This is a genomic window from Flavobacterium sp. (assembly GCF_003525665.1).
Lineage (GTDB): Bacteria > Bacteroidota > Bacteroidia > Flavobacteriales > Flavobacteriaceae > Flavobacterium.
The window spans coordinates 1-19,419 of the sequence record NZ_DQDX01000083.1 but is presented as its reverse complement, the minus strand read 5'-3'; the positions used below and the strand labels follow the sequence as shown (position 1 = coordinate 19,419).

The following is a 19,419-nucleotide window of genomic DNA, read 5'->3' as shown; positions in this document are numbered from 1 at the left end:
TTTTAAATCTGTTCATTTAAATCTAAACCTTAGTATAATTAAAATTTAAACTTAATTACATCACATGAAAAAACTAATTCTCATTCTAATTTTTTGTTGTTTTTCATCCCACTTTCATGCGCAATCCGAAAAGGTTACTGTTTTGAAAGACAAAGATGATTTTAAACTGCTTGTTAACAACAAACCATTTTTTATTAATGGAATGAACTGGAACTATGATCCAATAGGAACCAATTATAATTACAGTTTATGGAAACAATCTGATGATGTTATCAAAGCAGTTCTTGATAATGAAATGGGCTTGCTAAAAAACATGGGAGTAAATGCTGTTAGACAATACACCGGTATTCAACCAAAATGGATTACGTATATCTATCAAAAATATGGCATCTACACAATGTTAAATCATTCATTTGGAAGATATGGTTTGACAATTAATGGTAATTGGGTTCCAAATACCGAATATTCTAATCCTGCAACAAGACAACTTTTGTTAAAAGAAACTCAAGCTATGATTCAAGAGTATAAAAATACTCCGGGTTTATTGTTGTTTCTTTTAGGTAACGAAAACAATTATGGTTTGTTTTGGGATGGTGCAGAAACAGAAAACATTCCGCTGGAAGATAGAAAATCAACAAAAAGAGCTAAGGATATGTATTCTATCTTTAATGAAGCCGTTGTTGCAATGAAAAAAATAGATACTTCTCATCCTATTGCTATTTGCAACGGTGATTTACTTTTCTTAGATATCATTGCAGAGGAATGTAAAGATGTTGACATTTTTGGAACTAATATGTATCGTGGAGTTTCATTCGGAAATGCGTTTCAAGAAGTTAAAACTAAATTAAATAAGCCAATTCTTTTTACAGAGTTTGGAGCCGATGCTTTTAACGCAATTGACAATGCCGAAGATCAAAAATCGCAAGCCTATTACATGGTCAATAACTGGAAAGAAATTTATGAAAATGCAGCAAACTTAGGTAAATCTGGAAATTCATTAGGTGGATTTACTTTTCAGTTTAGTGATGGTTGGTGGAAATTTGGTCAAACAAAAAATTTAGATGTTCATGATAGTAATGCTTCGTGGTCAAACGGTGGTTATACAAATGACTTCCTAGAAGGCCAGAATAATATGAACGAAGAATGGTTTGGTGTATGTGCAAAAGGTCCAGTTAATCCAAGAGGTTTATATGATTTATATCCAAGAGCGGCATATTATTCATTAAAAGAGGCACACAATATTAATCCGTACGAAGTTGGAACAACATTGGAAGGAATCAACACTCATTTTAGTAATATCAAATTAATGGATGGTGTCTTAAAAGCGAGAGGTGATAAAGCAGCTTTAGTAGGAAGCAGTACTGATAAATTGAGAATTAGCAATTTAAGAGCAGAATTTACTACTTTCAACACTGGTGGAACTTTACTTACAACTCCAGATGATGCTGCTCCAAATGCAACGCAATATCCAAACCAATTAGGATTTGACCACATGCAATCTTATTTTGTTGGAGTAGAAGGGAATCCAACTTCAAACATGAAAGCCAATGTAAATGTAAATATTCTAGGAAATGTGGCTCTAAATCCAATAAACGAAATATTCTACGAAAATAGAGGAAGAGCTCAGATGGTTAATACTCCTGATGGACCAATAAATGTAGCCGATGCGAACAGAGTTCAAATTTATAACGCATCGTACAGTTGGAATGAAAAAGATTTTGATTTACGTGGTTTCTACAGAACAGGTCATTACCATTGGGGTTATGAAGGCGATTTCTTCGGATTATATCCAGAAGCTAATTACGGACCAAACCTTGACATTTACAATGGTGAAGTTTCTGGTTTCGAATTTGATGGTAAAAGAAGTTTAAACGGATTAAAAGCTGCCTTCGGACCACAACTTTGGTGGGGTGCAAACCCGGCATTTTTGTTAAAATACGGAACCAAATTAGGAAAAATTGATGCAACTGCAGTGTATCATGAAGATATCGCAGATGCTGCAATTGCAACTACATCAATTTTTATTCCGCAACCAAAAACACGCAGAGCCACAGTGCACTTTAAAACAAAAGTAGATGCATTCGGGCTAGAACTAGGAGGAATTTGGGGTGGACAACCTTTAAATGGAAGAACTTTTCAATACGCAACAGGAACTCCTGGAAATTATACTGTTTATGATGACGAAGTTAAAGCATCAGACAATTGGGGTGGAAAAGCTAAAATTACCTTCTCAAGCGGTAAATTTAATGTCTACACTCAAGGTGCCATTATGGGATTAGTTGCCAATGGTGGAGCAGATGCTACGCAAACTTTCACTGGATGGAGATTAAAAGATAGTGGAAGCGGAAATCAAATGAATTTCTTAGCAGGTTTTACCTATAATGTAAATTCAAATCTTCAAATCGCTCCTAACTTTTTATGGCAAAAACCTCTTGTTGAAGCAATGCCAAATGATGTTGATGCTCCAGGAAGACTTAGAAATATTCAATCCGACCCTTTTGTAGTAAGAGCAAACCGTGAGACTCTTGGGGGTGAATTATTATTGACTTATGATCCAACTCCAGCAACATGGATGTACGAATGGGACAACGACATGGCTGAAGATGCCAAATTTGCTTTCAGCACTGGTTTTGTTTTCCGCCATTTACCAACTACGCAAGATGCTGCAATCGGATTTTTAAGTAATCGTACTTCATTTGCATTTGAAAGATCAGCGCCAGCCCACGATTTATGGGAATCTAATACTAGAATTGTTTCAAAAATATCTCCAGAATTAGGATTAATTTCCAATTTCTATTTCGGTAACGGTCAATCAAATGGTAGCGATGCCAGACTTATTGAAAGAATTGGTGGTGATATGAGATTGATTTATAGAAAAGTGAAACTTACTCATTCATTCAAAATAAATGATTGGGGTCCATTTGATTACCACAGAGATTTTAACTTAACCTATCCTGTGCAGTTAATGTTAGATTTATCAACTTCAGTAGGAAAACCAGATTGGTTCATTTTACCAAATACTAAAATTGGTATCATGGGAACTTGGCGTTCACTAGATCAATATTCGCCTAGATACTCTCCAACAGCTGTTCCACCAAATACTTTTCCTCCTGTACCGGTAATTAGTCCAGTAGGATTTGGAAATGGATCAGAATGGGAAGTTAGAACATACATACACATCAACATAGGAAAATAATAAAAAAATTGAAAAATGAAAAATCAAAAAAATAATTATTTAAAACTTACTTTACTTCTAAGTTTGGTTTTACTAACAAATGTAAGTTGTGAAAGAGAGTTATCAGATGATGCTGTACTTTCCACTTTTCCTAAAACAGCCGAAATTTTCACAGACGATTTCGTAGGTATGGGAAGTGATTTTTATAAACCTTACGGTGGTTCTAAATTCACCGCATTTTCTGTAGATCTTGAACAAGGTTACGAAAGCAATTCTTCAATACGTATTGATGTACCAAATGCAACTGATCCCGAAGGTGCTTATGCTGGAGGTATTTTTGTAATTGATGGCGCAGGACGTAATTTAACCGATTTCGATGCCTTAACATTTTATGTAAAAGCCTCTCAAGGTGTAACAGTGGGTGAGTTTGGTTTTGGAGAAGATTTTGGAGAAAACAAGTTTATCACTACAATAACCAATGTAGGTGTTGGAACAAACTGGACCAAAATTACCATTCCAATTCTGGATGCTTCAAAGTTACTACAAGAAAGAGGTATGTTTAGATACGCCGCTGGAACAACAAGTACAAATGGTTTTGGCTTCACATTGTGGATCGATGAAATTAAATTCGAAAAATTAGGAACCACTAACTTACTTTATCCTTTTATCTTGAATGGTGATGATAACAGTGTAGATGGTTTTGCAGGATCAAATCAAATAATTAGCGGATTGGGTGCGGTTTATAGTTTGGCAAATGGACAAAATGTAACAATCAATGCAGCGCCTTCTTATTTCAATTTTAATGTTTCTAATACTTCTGTTGTTAGTCCTTTAGCTTTAAATAATCTGGGACAAATGTTTACAAGTGTTATAGGTAATACTGGCTCTGCGGTGGTTACGGCACAAGTAGGTAACACATTGGCACAAGGATCTTTAACTATAAATGCTGTTGGTGCATTTCCTCATGCTCCAATACCAACAAGACCTGCATCATCTGTAGTTTCGTTGTTCAGTAATGCCTACAATAACATACCAGTTAGACATTACAATGGTTTCTTTTCTGGTTCAAATACGCAAGGTGGTGCTGGAAACGACCCGAACAATGTAGATATACAAGCACCATTTATAAATGGATCAATTGATAACATTATTAATTATACACAATTAGATTTTGTTAGTATTGGTATGTACGAAACTGTACCGAGAGTAAATATTAGTGGTATGACGCACATGCATGTTGACATCAATGTAAAACAAGCTGTAGCTCCGTCTAATTTTATTAGAATAGAACTTCATAGTAGTCTTGCAAATGGGCCAACAACATCTTCGGGTTCGTTTGTAGTTAATGCCGCTACTTTAACCAATGTTGATGCCAACGGATGGGCAAGTATTAATATCCCTATTTCAAGTTTCCCTGGTTTTAATGATGCTACAAATCTTGGACAGGTATTTTTTGTGTCAGGAAACCCTGGAGGAATATTTAATATCTGGGTAGACAACGTTTATTTTTATGCACAATAATTAATAAAACTTTAAAAAAGAAAAATGAAAAATATAAATTATAAAATAAGTCTTTTAACCCTTGGCTTTTTTGGGTTGATCTTCAGCACCTATTCTTGTGATGACGATGAAAAGCAGACCGTAGTCACTAAATTCGACTTGGTTATGGAAGATAATTTTGATGTTAATGGTGCACCAAATCCAGCAATATGGACTTATGACATTGGAAGAGGTTCACAAAATAATGGTTGGGGAAACAACGAATTACAATATTATACAGATAGTTCAGACAATGTTGTTGTTCAAAATGGTTACTTGATTATTACTGCCAAACAACAAGCGCTTGGTGGCGCAAGTTATACTTCTGCACGATTGAAAACTAAAAATTTATTTGAACAAAAGTACGGTCGTTTTGAAGCACGTATTAAGTTACCATTAGGTCAAGGTTTATGGCCAGCATTTTGGATGTTAGGAAGTAATATCGATGAAGTTGGATGGCCACAATGTGGAGAAATAGATATCATGGAATATTTAGGAAATAACCCAACTCAAATTTTAGGAACGCTTCACGGACCAGGTTTTTCTGGAGGCGAAAGTATCAGTAAAAAGTATTCATTAACAAATAGCCGATTTGATAATGAGTTCCACGTTTTTGGTGTAGAATGGACTGAAGATTACATCAATTGGTATGTAGACGATGTATTATACAATCAAATAACTAGAAAACAAGTTGAAGACGAAGGCGGTGAATGGGTTTTTGATAATTCGTTTTTCATGATTTTAAATATGGCTGTTGGTGGAAATTTACCAGGTAGTCCAAATAGTAGTACAACTTTCCCACAAAGAATGCTTGTAGATTATGTTAGAGTTTATCAATAAATTATAAATATAGAACCATGTATAAATCAATAAAAGTAGTTAGTTTATTAGTAGTCTTCCTTAGTTTTTTATCTTGTGATAGTGATGATGACTCAGTTCAAAATAACACACTAAGTTCTGGATATACCTATGTAAGAGAGGCGTCACCAGGTGTAATCACATTTATTAATACTTCTGAAAATGCAGACACTTACATTTGGGAATTTGGTGACGGAACAACTTCAATTATAAAAGATCCAGTAAAAACGTACACACAAACAGGTGAATATGTTGTTAATCTCACCGCAAAAAACAACAAAACTGGTGAAGTAAAATCATATAGCAGTACAATTTCAATCTTTGTTTTCCAAGGTGGATTAGTATCTAATGGAAATTTTGAAAGTGGAACTTCTCCGTGGAAGTTTGGTGTAACTAATGCTATTGCTCCTTCTCTTTTAGTAACGCAAGGAGGAAACACCTATTTTTCTATCAACGTTGCAGCAGCAGGTAATCCTTACGATGTAAATCTATCTCATGTAGGAATTAATATGATTCAAGGCAAAACGTATCGATTAACTTTTGACGCATGGTCTAATGTTAATAGAACTATGATTGTAGGTATTGGTCTAAGTGGTAATCCATTTACAAATCAATCTGTTACACGTAATTTAACGACTTCAGTTCAAAGTTTCAGTATTGATTTAGTGGCGAATTTTACAAATACCAATTCAAGAGTAATTTTCGATATGGGTGCAGCAATCGGTAGAGTAAACATCGATAATGTAACCCTGAACGAAATTCCATAATAAAAATTATAATTCAACAACAAACAATAGAATAGGTATTCATTTTTAGAATAATCTACGTAGTAAATTCAATTTCCAAATTCAGTTTGGGGTTGATTTATAGATGGATATACTATTTAACAATCGACTGATTTTATGCAATTAATTGAAATAAAAGGCGAAAAGTATTATCGAATAGAAAACTCCGATCGAATGCGACCATTTTTCATGAGTATCGTAAGCGATTCTAATCATTGGATGTTTATTTCCAGTAATGGCGGATTAACGGCTGGAAGAAAAAATGCTGAATTTGCTCTTTTTCCTTATTATACAGATGATAAAATAACCGAATTCGCTGATATTACCGGAAGTAAAACTATTTTTCAAGTTGAAAGTAACAACGAAAAATATATTTGGGAACCTTTTTCTGTACGATTTAATGATAAATACAACTTAACTAGAAATTTATACAAAAACGAATTCGGTAATAAAATCATTTTTGAAGAAATACACAATGATTTTCAACTTACGTTCAGATACCAATGGAGTTCAAGTAATTTATTCGGATTTGTAAAAAAATCAGAAGTAATTAACAACTCTGGAAATGATTATAAAATAACACTTCTTGATGGAATCCAAAACGTTTTACCTCAAGGAGTTAATAGTGATTTGCAAGCCACAACAAGTAATCTAGTTGATGCTTACAAAAGAAACGAACTTCACTCAGAAAGTGGTTTAGGAATTTTTGCTCTTAGTGCTATTATTGTTGATAAAGCCGAACCAAGCGAAGCGCTAAAAGCAAATATTGCTTGGTCTTTAGGATTGGATAATCCAACTTATTTGCTTTCATCATTACAACTTACTGCTTTTAGGAGATTTAAAAATGTGCATCAAGAAAACGACATTAAAGGTGAAAAAGGTGCTTATTTCGTTTCAACCGATTTGTTTTTAACAAAGAATTCTTCTAAATCTTGGAAGATTATTGCTAATGTAAATCAAAATCAAGCGCAAGTTATTCAATTAGCAGATGCTATTTGTAATGATAAAACGTTAGAAAATCAAATAATTCAAGATATAGATTTAGGTACTCAAAATCTTATCGCTCTAAATGCAACTGCCGACGGATTGCAATTCACAGCAGATAAACGTAAAGATACACGTCATTTTTCAAATGTTTTATTCAACATCATGCGTGGTGGTATTTTTGATAATAACTACACCATCGGGAAAAATGATTTTGTAAATTACATAGCTAAAGCAAACAAAACCTTATTTCAAGAAGAAAGTAAATTTTTAAACGATTTACCTGAAACTTTTGACTATTCATATCTTCAAGAATTAATTTCAAATTCTGAAAATGCCGATTTAGTACGTCTTTGTACCGAATATCTTCCGCTTAAATTTAGTAGAAGACACGGTGATCCAAGTCGTCCATGGAACAAATTTTCGATTAATACAAGAAGTGAAATTGATGGTTCTAAAATATTAGATTACGAAGGAAATTGGCGTGATATTTTTCAAAATTGGGAATCTTTAGCCAACGCTTATCCTGAGTTCATCGACGGAATGATTCACAAGTTTTTGAACGCCTCAACTTTCGATGGATACAATCCTTATAGAGTAACAAAAAGTGGCTTTGATTGGGAAACTATCGAACCAGATAATCCTTGGTCTTACATTGGTTATTGGGGTGATCATCAAATTATCTATTTGTTGAAGTTTTTAGAGTTTATAGAAAAATACCAACCAGGAAAACTAAACGCTTATTTTGACAAAGAGTGTTTTGTTTATGCTGCGGTTCCTTATATTATTAAACCGTATCAAGATATTTTAAAAAATCCAAAAGATACAATTGAGTTTGACCATGAATGGGATGCTAAAATTCAAAAACGTAGAATTGAAAATGGTGCAGATGGGGCTTTACTAAGAGATAATACTGATGCAATTTATCATGTAAATCTAATCGAGAAAATATTAGCTACTGTTCTGGCAAAAATGTCCAATTTCATTCCAGAAGGTGGAATTTGGATGAATACCCAAAGACCAGAATGGAATGACGCTAATAATGCTTTGGTAGGTAATGGTGTTTCAATGGTTACGCTTTATTATTTGAGAAGATTTCTTAAGTTTTTCCAACAATTATTAGATAATTCTAATCAGGAAACCATCAAGATTTCTAATGAAATGGTTGAGTTTTATCATGCCATCAGACAAATTTTATTAGATAATCAACATTTGTTATCAGGTTCAATCTCTAATGAAGAAAGACAAAAAATACTAAATGCTTTAGGTCAAGTTGCTTCCGAATATCGTTTTCAAGTTTATAACAGCGGTTTTTGGGGTAAAAAGAGAACGCATTCTATGCAAGGTTTGAAGAATTTTGCTCAAGTTAGCATTGATTTTATCGAACATTCTATAAAAGCTAATCAAAGAGAAGATAAGTTGTATCATGCTTATAACTTAATGTCTATTGAAAATAATGGCGTTTCTATTTCCTATTTACCAGAAATGCTTGAAGGTCAAGTAGCTATTTTAAGTTCGGGGTTTCTTTCGGGTAAACAATCTTTAGAAGTATTGGATGCTTTAAGAGAAAGTGCTTTGTACAGAAAAGATCAAAACAGCTATATTTTATATCCAAATAAAGAACTTCCTAAGTTTTTAGAAAAGAATACAATTCCTAGAGAAAAGGTAGAAAAATCCCTTTTGTTAAAGCAACTTTTAGATAATAACAATTTCCAATTAATCAATAAAGACATTAAAGGAAACTATCATTTCAATGGTAATTTTCACAATGCTAATGATTTAAAGAATGCTTTAGATTTATTGGCTTCTAATAATGATTACAAAGAATTAGTTGCGACAGATTCAGATGCGGTACTTCAAATATTTGAAGACGTATTCAATCACAAAGCTTTTACAGGTCGTTCAGGAACTTTTTATGGTTATGAAGGTTTAGGTTCTATTTATTGGCACATGGTTTCCAAGTTGCATTTAGCTGTTTTAGAAGTTATTAATAAAGCTATTGAAAATAAGGACGATGAAGCTGTAATTGATGCTTTAGTAAATCATTTTGACGAAATCGGAGCCGGAATTGGAATTCACAAATCACCAGAAGTTTATGGAGCATTTCCAACCGATCCTTATTCACACACACCTTTTGGCAAAGGTGCTCAACAACCAGGAATGACAGGTCAAGTGAAAGAAGATGTCTTAACTAGAATTGGAGAATTAGGTGTGAAAATGAAGGACGGAAAATTACAATTCCAACCAAGCTTCCTCAAAAAAGAAGAGTTTTTATCAAAAGATACTGAAGTAACTTTCATGATGGTTGATGGTTCACAAAAAGTTATGAATCTTGAAAAAGACTCTTTAGCATTTACAACATGCCAAGTGCCAGTTATTTATAAAATTGATACAACAAGTAAAATTGTTTTGAACTATAAAAATGGAGCAACTAAAACTTTTGAAACATTAGAATTAAACAAAGAAGAAAGCAAAAAAATATTCGATAGAACTGATGAAATTACATTGGTTGAAGTCTATTTAAACGCAACTATTTTAAGATAATGAGAAATTTGATTTACATCATATTACTATTGTTTATATCATGTAAACCAACCAATACAAGAAATTTAGTTTCAAAAGAAATGACGGCAGAAAAATTATTAGGAAATACAGAATACCAAGCCATTTGTTATGGTGGTTATAGAACTCAAACGAGAGAAAAACAACCAACAATAACAGAAATAAAAGAAGATTTAAGAATACTTTCTGCTATGAATATAAAAGTTTTACGAACTTATAATGTTCATTATGAAGAAGTATCCAATTTATTAAAAGCCATTACAGAATTAAAAAAAGCGGATGAAAATTTTGAAATGTATGTAATGCTTGGCGCATGGATTGATTGTAAAAATGCATGGACAAATTTGCAACCAATTCATAATGAAGAAAGTGAGAGAAATGCGATCGAAATTGAAGAAGCAGTAAGATTAACAAATAAATATCCTGAAATAATTAAAATTATTGCTGTTGGGAATGAAGCGATGGTGAAATGGGCAACTAGTTATTATGTCACGCCAAATATCATTTTGAAATGGGTAAATCATTTGCAGAATTTAAAGAAAGAGAATAAATTACCTAAACAAGTTTGGATAACAAGTTCAGATAATTTTGCTTCTTGGGGCGGACATACTGCCGATTATCATGTGGAGGATTTGAATAAATTAATAAAAGCTGTTGATTATATTTCGATGCATACTTATCCAATGCACGATACTCATTATCATCCAGTTTTTTGGGGAATAAAAGAAAATGAATTGCAGTTGTCTGAAAAAGAAAAAGTAGATGCTGCAATGTTAAGAGCTAGAAATTACGCCATCAATCAATACGAAAGTGTTGTAAGTTATATGAAGTCAATTGGTGTAAACAAACCAGTTCATATTGGCGAAACAGGTTGGGCAACAAAGTCAAATGAACATTATGGAAATGATGGTTCGAAGGCAACAGATGAATATAAATCAGCGTTGTATTATGACTTAATGAGAGAATGGAGCAACAAAAATAATATTTCGTGTTTCTATTTTGAAGCTTTTGATGAAAATTGGAAAGATGCTGCCAATCCGTTAGGTTCAGAAAATCATTTCGGCCTAATTAATTTGCAATCACAAGCCAAATATGTGCTTTGGAAAAATGTAGATAGTGGAACTTTTAAAGGTTTAACTAGAGATGGGAAACCAATAACAAAAACCTATAACGGCGATGAAAAAGCTTTATGGTTGGATGTTAAAACACCTAATTCTGTTTTAAAGAATTAAAAGAATGGTAAATAACAAAGGTAAAATAGTAGAGAGTAAATTTTTGATAATAGCTTGTATTATGGCATTCTCATTGCATAGTTGTAAAGTTGCTGATAAATTAAACGTTCAAGTTTATGAAACTTCCGAACGTGGCAATTCATTGACAAAAATTACCCAATTTTCTAACGAAGGAACTCCAGTTGTTGTTACCATTAATCCTGATAAAAAATTTCAAACTATTACAGGTTTTGGAGGTTCTTTCACCGAATCTTCGGCTTATTTACTAAATCGATTGAGTAAAGAAAATCGTAAGAAAATTTTAGATGCTTACTTCAGTGAATCAGGAGCCAATTATTCGCTTACTCGAACACACATTGCGTCTTGCGATTTTTCGTTAAGCAATTACACTTACGCCAAAGTCGAAAACGACATGACTTTGGAACATTTTACCATAGAAGACGATAAATCCGATTTAATTCCGATGATTTTAAATGCAAAAGCTATTTCTAAAGAAGGTTTTAAAATCATTTCTTCACCTTGGTCGTGTCCGCCATGGATGAAAGACAATAAAAAATATGTAGGTGGAAAATTATTACCAGAATTCAATGATGCTTTCGCTTTGTATTTTTCAAAATATCTTAATGCTTATAAAAAAGAAGGCATAGATATTTGGGGTTTAACAGTGATTAATGAACCACACGGAAACGGAAACAATTGGGAAAGCACTCTTTTTTCGCCAAAAGAAATGACCGATTTTGTAATGAATCACATGGGTCCAAAATTAGAAAAAGATGGTTGGGGAAATGTCAAGATACTTGGATATGATCAAAATCGTGCAGGTATAAAAGAGTGGGCAAACGAAATGTATAAAGATGAAAACACATCAAAATATTTTGACGGAATGGCCATTCATTGGTATGAAAGTACCTATGAAGTTTTCCCAGAAGATTTGCAATATGCTCATAATAAAGCACCAAATAAATATTTAATAGAAACCGAAGGTTGTGTAGATTCTGAAATTCCGCATTGGCAAGACGATGCTTGGTATTGGAAAAAAGAAGCCACCGATTGGGGTTGGGATTGGGCAAGCGAAAAAGAAAAATATTTGCATCCAAAATACGCTCCAGTAAACCGTTATGCAAATGATATAATAGGATGTCTAAATAATAGAGTTGATGGTTGGATCGATTGGAATATGGTTCTTGACCGTCAAGGTGGACCAAATTGGTTCAAGAATTGGTGTGTTGCTCCAATCATTGTTGACGATAAAAATGATGAAGTGTACTTGACACCATTATATTATGTGATGGCTCATTTCAGCAAGTTTATGCGACCAGGAGCTGTCAAAATTGGTTGTGAGATAAATTCTAAAGATTTGGTTTCAACAGCTGTGCAAAATCCAGATGGCTCTATCGCAATTGCAATTTTTAATCCAACAGAAACCAAACAAACAATTGATATCAAATTAAGTAATAAAAATGCTATTATTTCTATTGATTCAAAAGCATTACAAACTATAATAATCAAACCAAACTAACCAAACAATTTAAAAACAAAACCTATATATGTCAAATACTAATTCAACATCATCAGGAAAAGTTCCATTCGGGCAAAAAATAGCTTTCGGATTAGGAATGTTAGCAAACCAAATGTTCCCTGCTGCTTTAGGAATTTTTACAGTTGTATTAGTCGAACAATTGGGCTTTAGCGGATTGTTGTTAGGTTTAACGTATTTTATTCCAAAGTTTTATGATGCTTTGTTTGATTTGATAATGGGTTATGTGAGTGATAATACTAAATCAAAATGGGGTAGAAGAAGACAATATGTATTAGCAGGAGCAATTATTCTAGGAATTTCATTTGCATTAATGTGGCAATTGTATGCTGAAAACGGTGTAACATACAATTTTTGGTACTTTTTATTGATTTCAATGATTTTTTACTCAGGATTGACCATATTCAGTATTCCTTATGTTGCGATGGGTTACGAAATGAGTGATGATTTCCATGAACGAACCAATATTATGGCTACTTCACAACTTATTGGTCAGTTGGCTTGGGTTGTTGCACCATGGTTTTGGGTTATAATGGCAGATAAATCATTGTTTCCATCAGGTGATGTGGCTGTAAGAACCTTAGCTGTATATGTTGCAATAGGTTGCGCCATTTTAGCAGCAATTCCAGCATTTTTTATTCCAAGTAAATCTACACTCAACGAAGATTATAGTCCAATTGATTTAAAAGGAATCCTCGGCAGTTTTGGCGAAATCAAAGAAGGATTGAAAGCTTCGATCGAAATTAAACCATTTAGAAAAATTTGTATTGCTACTTTTTTAATTTTTAATGCTTTTCAAACTACAGCAGCATTTTCGTATTTTATCATCAAGTATTATTTGTTTAAAGGAAATGAAGACGGTTTCGGATTATGGCCTACTTTATTTGGAAGTGTAGGTGCAATTATCACAACGGTTGCGGTGATTCCTATTGTAGCAAGAATGTCAAAAACAATGGGAAAAAAGAAAGCTTTTTTGCTTTCTCAAGGAATTTCTGTAATCGGTTACATTTTGCTTTTTGTATTATTTGTTCCAGGAAAACCATATCTGTTTTTGTTTGCATTGCCATTTTTCTCCTTCGGAATTGGAAGCTTGTTTACCTTAATGATGTCAATGACTTCTGATGTCATAGATATTGATGAACTCAACACAGGAAAAAGAAGAGAAGGAAGTTTAGGCGCTATTTATTGGTGGATGGTAAAATTTGGAACAGCTGTTGCAGGATTGTTAAGTGGATTAATTCTTTCTTTAGTTGCATTTCAGTCCAATGCTGCTACACAAACCGATGAAACCATGTTTTGGCTGCGAATATTCTTTGTAGGAGTTCCAATTCTTGGTACATTGAGTGCAATTTGGGTAATGAGAAATTATGATATTGACGAAGCCAAAGCCAGAGAAGTGAGAGATCTTTTAGATAAACGAAAAGGCAAAACGAAAACGCAATCATCGGCTTATCTTTCTGGGAAATTAGTTTCATTATTAAAAAATGGTTCAATAAATGCTTCTTTTGATTCTGAGTTAAATCAAAAAAGTGATAGCGAAATAAAAGCTCTTTATTCCGAAATATTTAATAGTGGATTGCACGGATTATGTTTCAGTCCTTATGTCGAAAATCAAAAAGCTGGTGATATTTTGTCTGCAGATCAAATCAAGAGACGAATTGATATTATTGCTCCTCATACCAACTGGATTCGTTCTTTTTCATGTACAGAAGGTAACGAGTTAATTCCAGAAATTGCTCATCAAAAAGGACTTAAAACTGTTGTTGGAGCTTGGATTAGCAATGATAAAGCTAGAAATGAAAAAGAAATTGATACACTTATTAAGTTAGCAAAATCAGGTTTAGTGGATATCGCAGCGGTCGGAAACGAAGTTTTGCACCGTGAAGAAATTTCAGAACAAGAACTTATTGGTTACATAAAAAGAGTCAAAGAAGCTGTTCCAAATATCCAAGTTAGCTATGTTGATGCCTATTACCAATTTTTAGACAGACCAAATTTAATTGCTAGTTGTGATTTACTGCTAGTTAATTTCTATCCATTTTGGGAAGGAGCAAATGTAGATTTTACAACTTCTTATTTACAAAATATGTTGGAAGTAACTAAAAACGTGGCTCAAGAAAAGAAAATCATAATTTCAGAATCTGGTTGGCCAAGTAAAGGAGATTCAGTTGAGGAAGCAATTCCATCAGAAATTAATGCAATGAAATATTTTGTTTCGTCTCAAAAGTGGGCGAAAAATAATACTATTGAGCTATTCCATTTTTCTTCTTTTGACGAATCTTGGAAAGCCTTGCAAGAAGGAACTGTAGGTACAGCATGGGGAATTTGGGATAAAAATGAGAAGCTTAAATTTTAAAAATTACAATCATGTCATTTAGAGAAGGTCACTATTTTTCATTAGAAAATAATCTTAATAATAGCAATAGTAATAATACTAACAAAAGTGATTATCAGAGTTTTGATTTTTCCGAAATTCCTGCAAAGAAATTAGCAGAACTTTGGAGAGAAACTTTAGAAAATGGCATGCATGGAATTTGCTTCAGCTTATACGAAGATGGACAAAAACCAGGCGATATTATTACAGCAGAACAAGTAAATCGTCGTATTCAAATTTTAAAGCCATATTCTAAATGGGTTCGTTCTTTTTCATGTATTGAAGGCAACGAACATATTCCAAGAATTGCCAAAGAAAACGGAATGCAAACTTTAGTTGGCGCTTGGCTTGGAGATGATTTAGAATTAAATGAAAAAGAAATTGAGAGTTTGATTGCTTTAGCAAAAGAAGGTTGTGTAGATATTGCTGCCGTCGGTAATGAAGTGATGTATCGAGGTGATTTAACAGAAGATCAATTACTAGAATATATTAATCGTGTAAAAGAAGCTTTGCCAAATATTCCAGTAGGTTATGTTGATGCTTATTATGAGTTTTCTCACCGACCAAGAATTACTGAGGTTTGTGATGTGATTTTGACAAATTGTTATCCTTATTGGGAAGGTTGTCCTATAGAATATTCTTTACCTCACATGCAAAGTATGTTTAATTCTGCTAAAGATGCTGGTCAAGGAAAACGTGTTATTATAACAGAAACTGGCTGGCCAAGCGAAGGTGGTTCTTTAAAAGGTGCAGTTGCATCCAATGAAAACGCTATAAAATATTTTATAGAAACGCAATCATGGTCCAAACTTAACAATATCGAAACCTTCTATTTTTCTTCATTTGATGAATCATGGAAAGTAGGACCAGAAGGTGCAGTTGGAGCTTATTGGGGATTATGGGATAAAAATGAAAAACTTAAATTCTAATAAAAATTTAGATGAGAAATAAATTACAAATACTTTTATTATTGATTTTTTTTACATCAAGTTATTCTCAAGTAGATGTAGTTTACAATAATTTAGTTTGGTCGGATGAGTTTGACACAAATGGTGCAGTAAATGCAACTAAGTGGCATCATCAAACGCAATTACCAGCAGGAGGAAGTTGGTTTAATGGCGAAGTACAACATTATACCAATCAACTTACAAATTCATCGGTTAATGCAGGATTTCTAAACATAGTTGCCAAAAAAGAACCTTACACCAATCAAGGAATTACTAAGCAATATACATCAGCACGATTAAATTCTAAATTTGCTTTTCTTTATGGTCGTGTAGACATTCGAGCCAAAGTTCCAACCAATCAAGGAACATGGCCAGCTTTATGGATGTTAGGTAAAAATGTAAATGAAGATGGAGGTTTTTTCGACTCGCAATTCGGAACAACAAATTGGCCAGCCTGCGGAGAAATTGACATCATGGAACATGGAATCACGCCATCGCAACCTACAAATTACGTTCAAAGTGCACTTCATACACCATCATCTTTTGGAAATACGATGAACATTGGTGGAATAATTGCAAATAATTTAGGTAACGATTATCATGTGTATTCTATGAATTGGTCGCCTTATCAAATTACATTTTTGCTTGATGGTGTTGCATATTATACTTACAATCCTGCCGTAAAAACCCCAAGCAACTGGCCTTTTACTTCAGAACAATATTTGTTGTTAAATATTGCAATGGGCGGAATTGCCGGAACAATACCTGTAAGTTTTACGCAAACTTCAATGGATGTAGATTATGTAAGAGTTTATCAAAATACAACTCCAGATACACAAGCACCAACCAATTTCACAGCTACAATAGGAACGGTTACAAGTTCTACTATTGAATTATTACTAAATGCTACAGACAATTCAGGAAACGTAGCCTACAACATTACTTATAGTGGCGGAACAATTGCTGTTGCCAATCCGTCAGGAGTTCAAAAATCGGTTGTTGTGCCTAATTTGTCGTCAAATACTAATTACAGTTTTTCAATTTCGGCAAGTGATTTGGCTGGAAATAATTTTGTTTCCAATCCACTGAGTATAAATGCCACAACAACAGGAGTTATTGGTTGTTCAGGTACAAGTTCGGCAGCGCAAACAGGTTCATTTTCTACAGGTTACAATTACACTTTTGAAACTTTAGGAACCGATGTAAAAATCACTTTCAAATTATTAGACACAGATAAAGTTGGAGTAGTAGCTTTTCTATGGAAACAATCTCCATTTTCCGAATCTCAAATGACCAATGTTTCCGGAACTACTTTTACTCAAACAATAACAGTTCAAACGATTGGTTCAACAATTAGTTACGCAGTTAAGTTTGCTTATGCCGGTGGATTATCGGTTACTAATTATTACACTTATGTGGTTGGAAACAATTGCGCGTTGAATGTTACATCACAAAATCAATTAGAAGACCTTGCTATCATAAATCCAGTTGAAGATTTTTTAAGTATTACTTCTCAATCTACTATCGATAAAGTTGAAATTTACGATTTAGTTGGCAAGTTAGTTGTAGCAACTTCAACCAATACAAATTACGTTGATGTTCGCAACCTAAATAAAGGGTTTTATTTACTTGCCGTTTATTCTGGAGACAAAAAAAGCGTCAAGAAAATTATAGTTAAATAGATTTTATCAAATTCCATTTTAGTATTCCTTCATCATTATTGGATAAAAACAGCAGAAATAGCACAAATTTGAGCTCTTTCTTGTCGTTTTTATGCTACTTTTTAGTTTTTATTGCATTTAATATGTTAAAATTTCACACTTTATTTGTTTTTTAAGAAAAGTTTATGTTACATTTGGCTATAAATTAATTCAAATTTAACAGTCGCCTATCGCAAAAAATTACTTTTAGAAAAAACATTTCGATTTTTTAACCCAACACTAAAAGGTAATTTTATGGCTACTATTCAAATCCCAGATGCTTTATTGGTAACGAATTATATAGCCGGCGACGAGAACGCTCTGGCTGTATTAATTAAAAGACATCAGTCTAAAATTTATGGATTTATATATTCCAAAATGCCAGACCGTGATGTAGCTGACGACGTTTTTCAAGATACTTTTATCAAAGTAATTAAAACTTTAAAATCCAATTCATACAACGAGGAAGGTAAATTTTTGCCATGGGTAATGCGTATTGCGCACAACCTAATCGTTGATCATTATAGAAAAAATAAAAAAATGCCAATGCTTCGTGAAACCGAAGAATTCTCAATATTTTCTATTCTAACAGATAGTTCGCTAAATGCCGAATCGAGAATTATTACCGATGTAATAGAAAAAGATTTGCAAAAAATTGTTCAAGAACTTCCGCCAGATCAAAGAGAAGTTTTAATGATGCGCATTTATCAAGACCTAAGTTTTAATGAAATCGCAGATTTAACAGGTGTTAGCATCAATACAGCCTTAGGTAGAATGCGTTACGCGTTAATGAACCTGAGAAAAGTGATTGATAAAAATCAAATTATTTTAACCAATTAAACAATATTTTAAAAAGTTTTGCGTTTTAGAATTATAACCAAATTAATTCTATGGCAAAACTTTACTCTAAAAGAACTTTAGCAACTACAAAAATGTTACCAAAACGCGAAACAATTAATTTCATACTTAATTATTCTAAAGCTTTAAAAGTCGTTAAAGCAAGTAACATGAACTTCGAAATCATTGCTAATTAAGGAATATCCCGATAATTTATCGGGATATTTTTTTTTCAAATTCCTTCAAAATATCTTTTCTGCCAATAGTTTTGGTAATAATATCTTTTTCTAGATCCCAACCTCGAGCTGGCGAATATTCTCTTCCATACCAAATAATCTGCAAGTGTAAATCATTCCAAATAGCTTTCGGAAAAATCTTTTTCGCATCCTTTTCAGTCTCAACAACATTCTTGCCCGAAGTTAAATTCCATCGATACATCAATCTGTGAATGTGCGTGTCAACAGGAAATGCCGGAACACCAAATGCCTGACTCATAACAACACTCGCCGTTTTATGACCAACAGCAGGAAGCGATTCCAAAGCATCAAAACTCTGCGGAACTTCACCATTATACTTGTCAATCAAGATGTGCGACAACCCATGAATTCCTTTAGATTTCATCGGCGAAAGCCCGCAAGGTCTAATAATTTCTTTAATTTCTTCCACACTCATTTTAATCATATCATACGGATTATCAGCCTTCGCAAACAACAACGGCGTAATCTGATTCACGCGCACATCGGTACATTGAGCCGACAACAAAACCGCAATCAACAAAGTATAAGGATCTTTATGATCCAACGGAATCGGTATGGTTGGATACAATTCTTTTAACGTATTTATAACAAACGTTACGCGCTCTTTCTTGGTCATTTTTGTAATTTTATAG

General features: G+C 33.3%; 13 protein-coding genes. 12 read left to right on the top strand and 1 reads right to left on the bottom strand.

Annotation, left to right across the window (positions count from 1 at the left end):
• Window positions 1-64: 64 nt before the first annotated feature.
• The 12 genes from DIU01_RS06085 to DIU01_RS06030 all read left to right on the top strand — a co-directional run bounded on the left by DIU01_RS06085 (window position 65) and on the right by DIU01_RS06030 (window position 18,727).
• Complete coding sequence (locus tag DIU01_RS06085) at window positions 65-3,196, top strand: glycoside hydrolase family 2 TIM barrel-domain containing protein (RefSeq protein WP_290832519.1); 3,132 nt, start codon at window positions 65-67, stop codon at window positions 3,194-3,196.
• Window positions 3,197-3,211: 15 nt separating this feature from the next.
• Window positions 3,212-4,696: a glycosyl hydrolase family 16 gene (locus DIU01_RS06080; protein ID WP_290832517.1), complete on the top strand. Its 1,485-nt coding sequence runs from the start codon at window positions 3,212-3,214 to the stop codon at window positions 4,694-4,696.
• A gap of 24 nt (window positions 4,697-4,720) precedes the next feature.
• Window positions 4,721-5,554, top strand: coding sequence for a glycoside hydrolase family 16 protein (locus tag DIU01_RS06075; RefSeq protein ID WP_290832515.1), 834 nt, complete (start codon window positions 4,721-4,723; stop codon window positions 5,552-5,554).
• A 17-nt stretch (window positions 5,555-5,571) separates the two neighbouring features.
• Window positions 5,572-6,339 (top strand): carbohydrate binding domain-containing protein, encoded by a 768-nt coding sequence (locus DIU01_RS06070; RefSeq protein ID WP_290832513.1) that lies wholly within the window; start codon window positions 5,572-5,574, stop codon window positions 6,337-6,339.
• Window positions 6,340-6,474: 135 nt separating this feature from the next.
• The gene (locus DIU01_RS06065) at window positions 6,475-9,885 is read left to right on the top strand and encodes a hypothetical protein (RefSeq protein ID WP_290832511.1); all 3,411 of its coding nucleotides are present in this window, start codon (window positions 6,475-6,477) and stop codon (window positions 9,883-9,885) included.
• A gap of 80 nt (window positions 9,886-9,965) precedes the next feature.
• Window positions 9,966-11,135, top strand: coding sequence for a glycosyl hydrolase family 17 (locus DIU01_RS06060; RefSeq protein ID WP_290832509.1), 1,170 nt, complete (start codon window positions 9,966-9,968; stop codon window positions 11,133-11,135).
• A 61-nt stretch (window positions 11,136-11,196) separates the two neighbouring features.
• On the top strand, window positions 11,197-12,654 hold the full coding sequence (locus tag DIU01_RS06055; RefSeq protein ID WP_290832523.1) for a glycoside hydrolase family 30 protein: 1,458 nt from the start codon (window positions 11,197-11,199) through the stop codon (window positions 12,652-12,654).
• A 28-nt stretch (window positions 12,655-12,682) separates the two neighbouring features.
• Complete coding sequence (locus tag DIU01_RS06050; protein WP_290832508.1) at window positions 12,683-15,028, top strand: MFS transporter; 2,346 nt, start codon at window positions 12,683-12,685, stop codon at window positions 15,026-15,028.
• Between the two features lie 11 nt (window positions 15,029-15,039).
• Entirely contained in the window at window positions 15,040-15,975 is a 936-nt protein-coding gene (locus tag DIU01_RS06045; protein WP_290832506.1) for a glycosyl hydrolase family 17 protein, read from the top strand.
• Between the two features lie 11 nt (window positions 15,976-15,986).
• The gene (locus DIU01_RS06040) at window positions 15,987-17,675 is read left to right on the top strand and encodes a family 16 glycosylhydrolase (protein WP_290832504.1); all 1,689 of its coding nucleotides are present in this window, start codon (window positions 15,987-15,989) and stop codon (window positions 17,673-17,675) included.
• A gap of 273 nt (window positions 17,676-17,948) precedes the next feature.
• Window positions 17,949-18,533, top strand: a complete 585-nt coding sequence (locus DIU01_RS06035; protein ID WP_290832503.1) for a sigma-70 family RNA polymerase sigma factor — start codon at window positions 17,949-17,951, stop codon at window positions 18,531-18,533.
• Window positions 18,534-18,583: 50 nt separating this feature from the next.
• Window positions 18,584-18,727, top strand: coding sequence for a hypothetical protein (locus DIU01_RS06030; RefSeq protein ID WP_290832501.1), 144 nt, complete (start codon window positions 18,584-18,586; stop codon window positions 18,725-18,727).
• Between the two features lie 16 nt (window positions 18,728-18,743).
• Here DIU01_RS06030 and nth read toward each other — a convergent pair whose 3' ends face one another.
• The gene (nth, locus tag DIU01_RS06025) at window positions 18,744-19,403 is read right to left on the bottom strand and encodes an endonuclease III (RefSeq protein ID WP_290832521.1); all 660 of its coding nucleotides are present in this window, start codon (window positions 19,401-19,403) and stop codon (window positions 18,744-18,746) included.
• Between the last annotated feature and the right edge of the window lie 16 nt (window positions 19,404-19,419).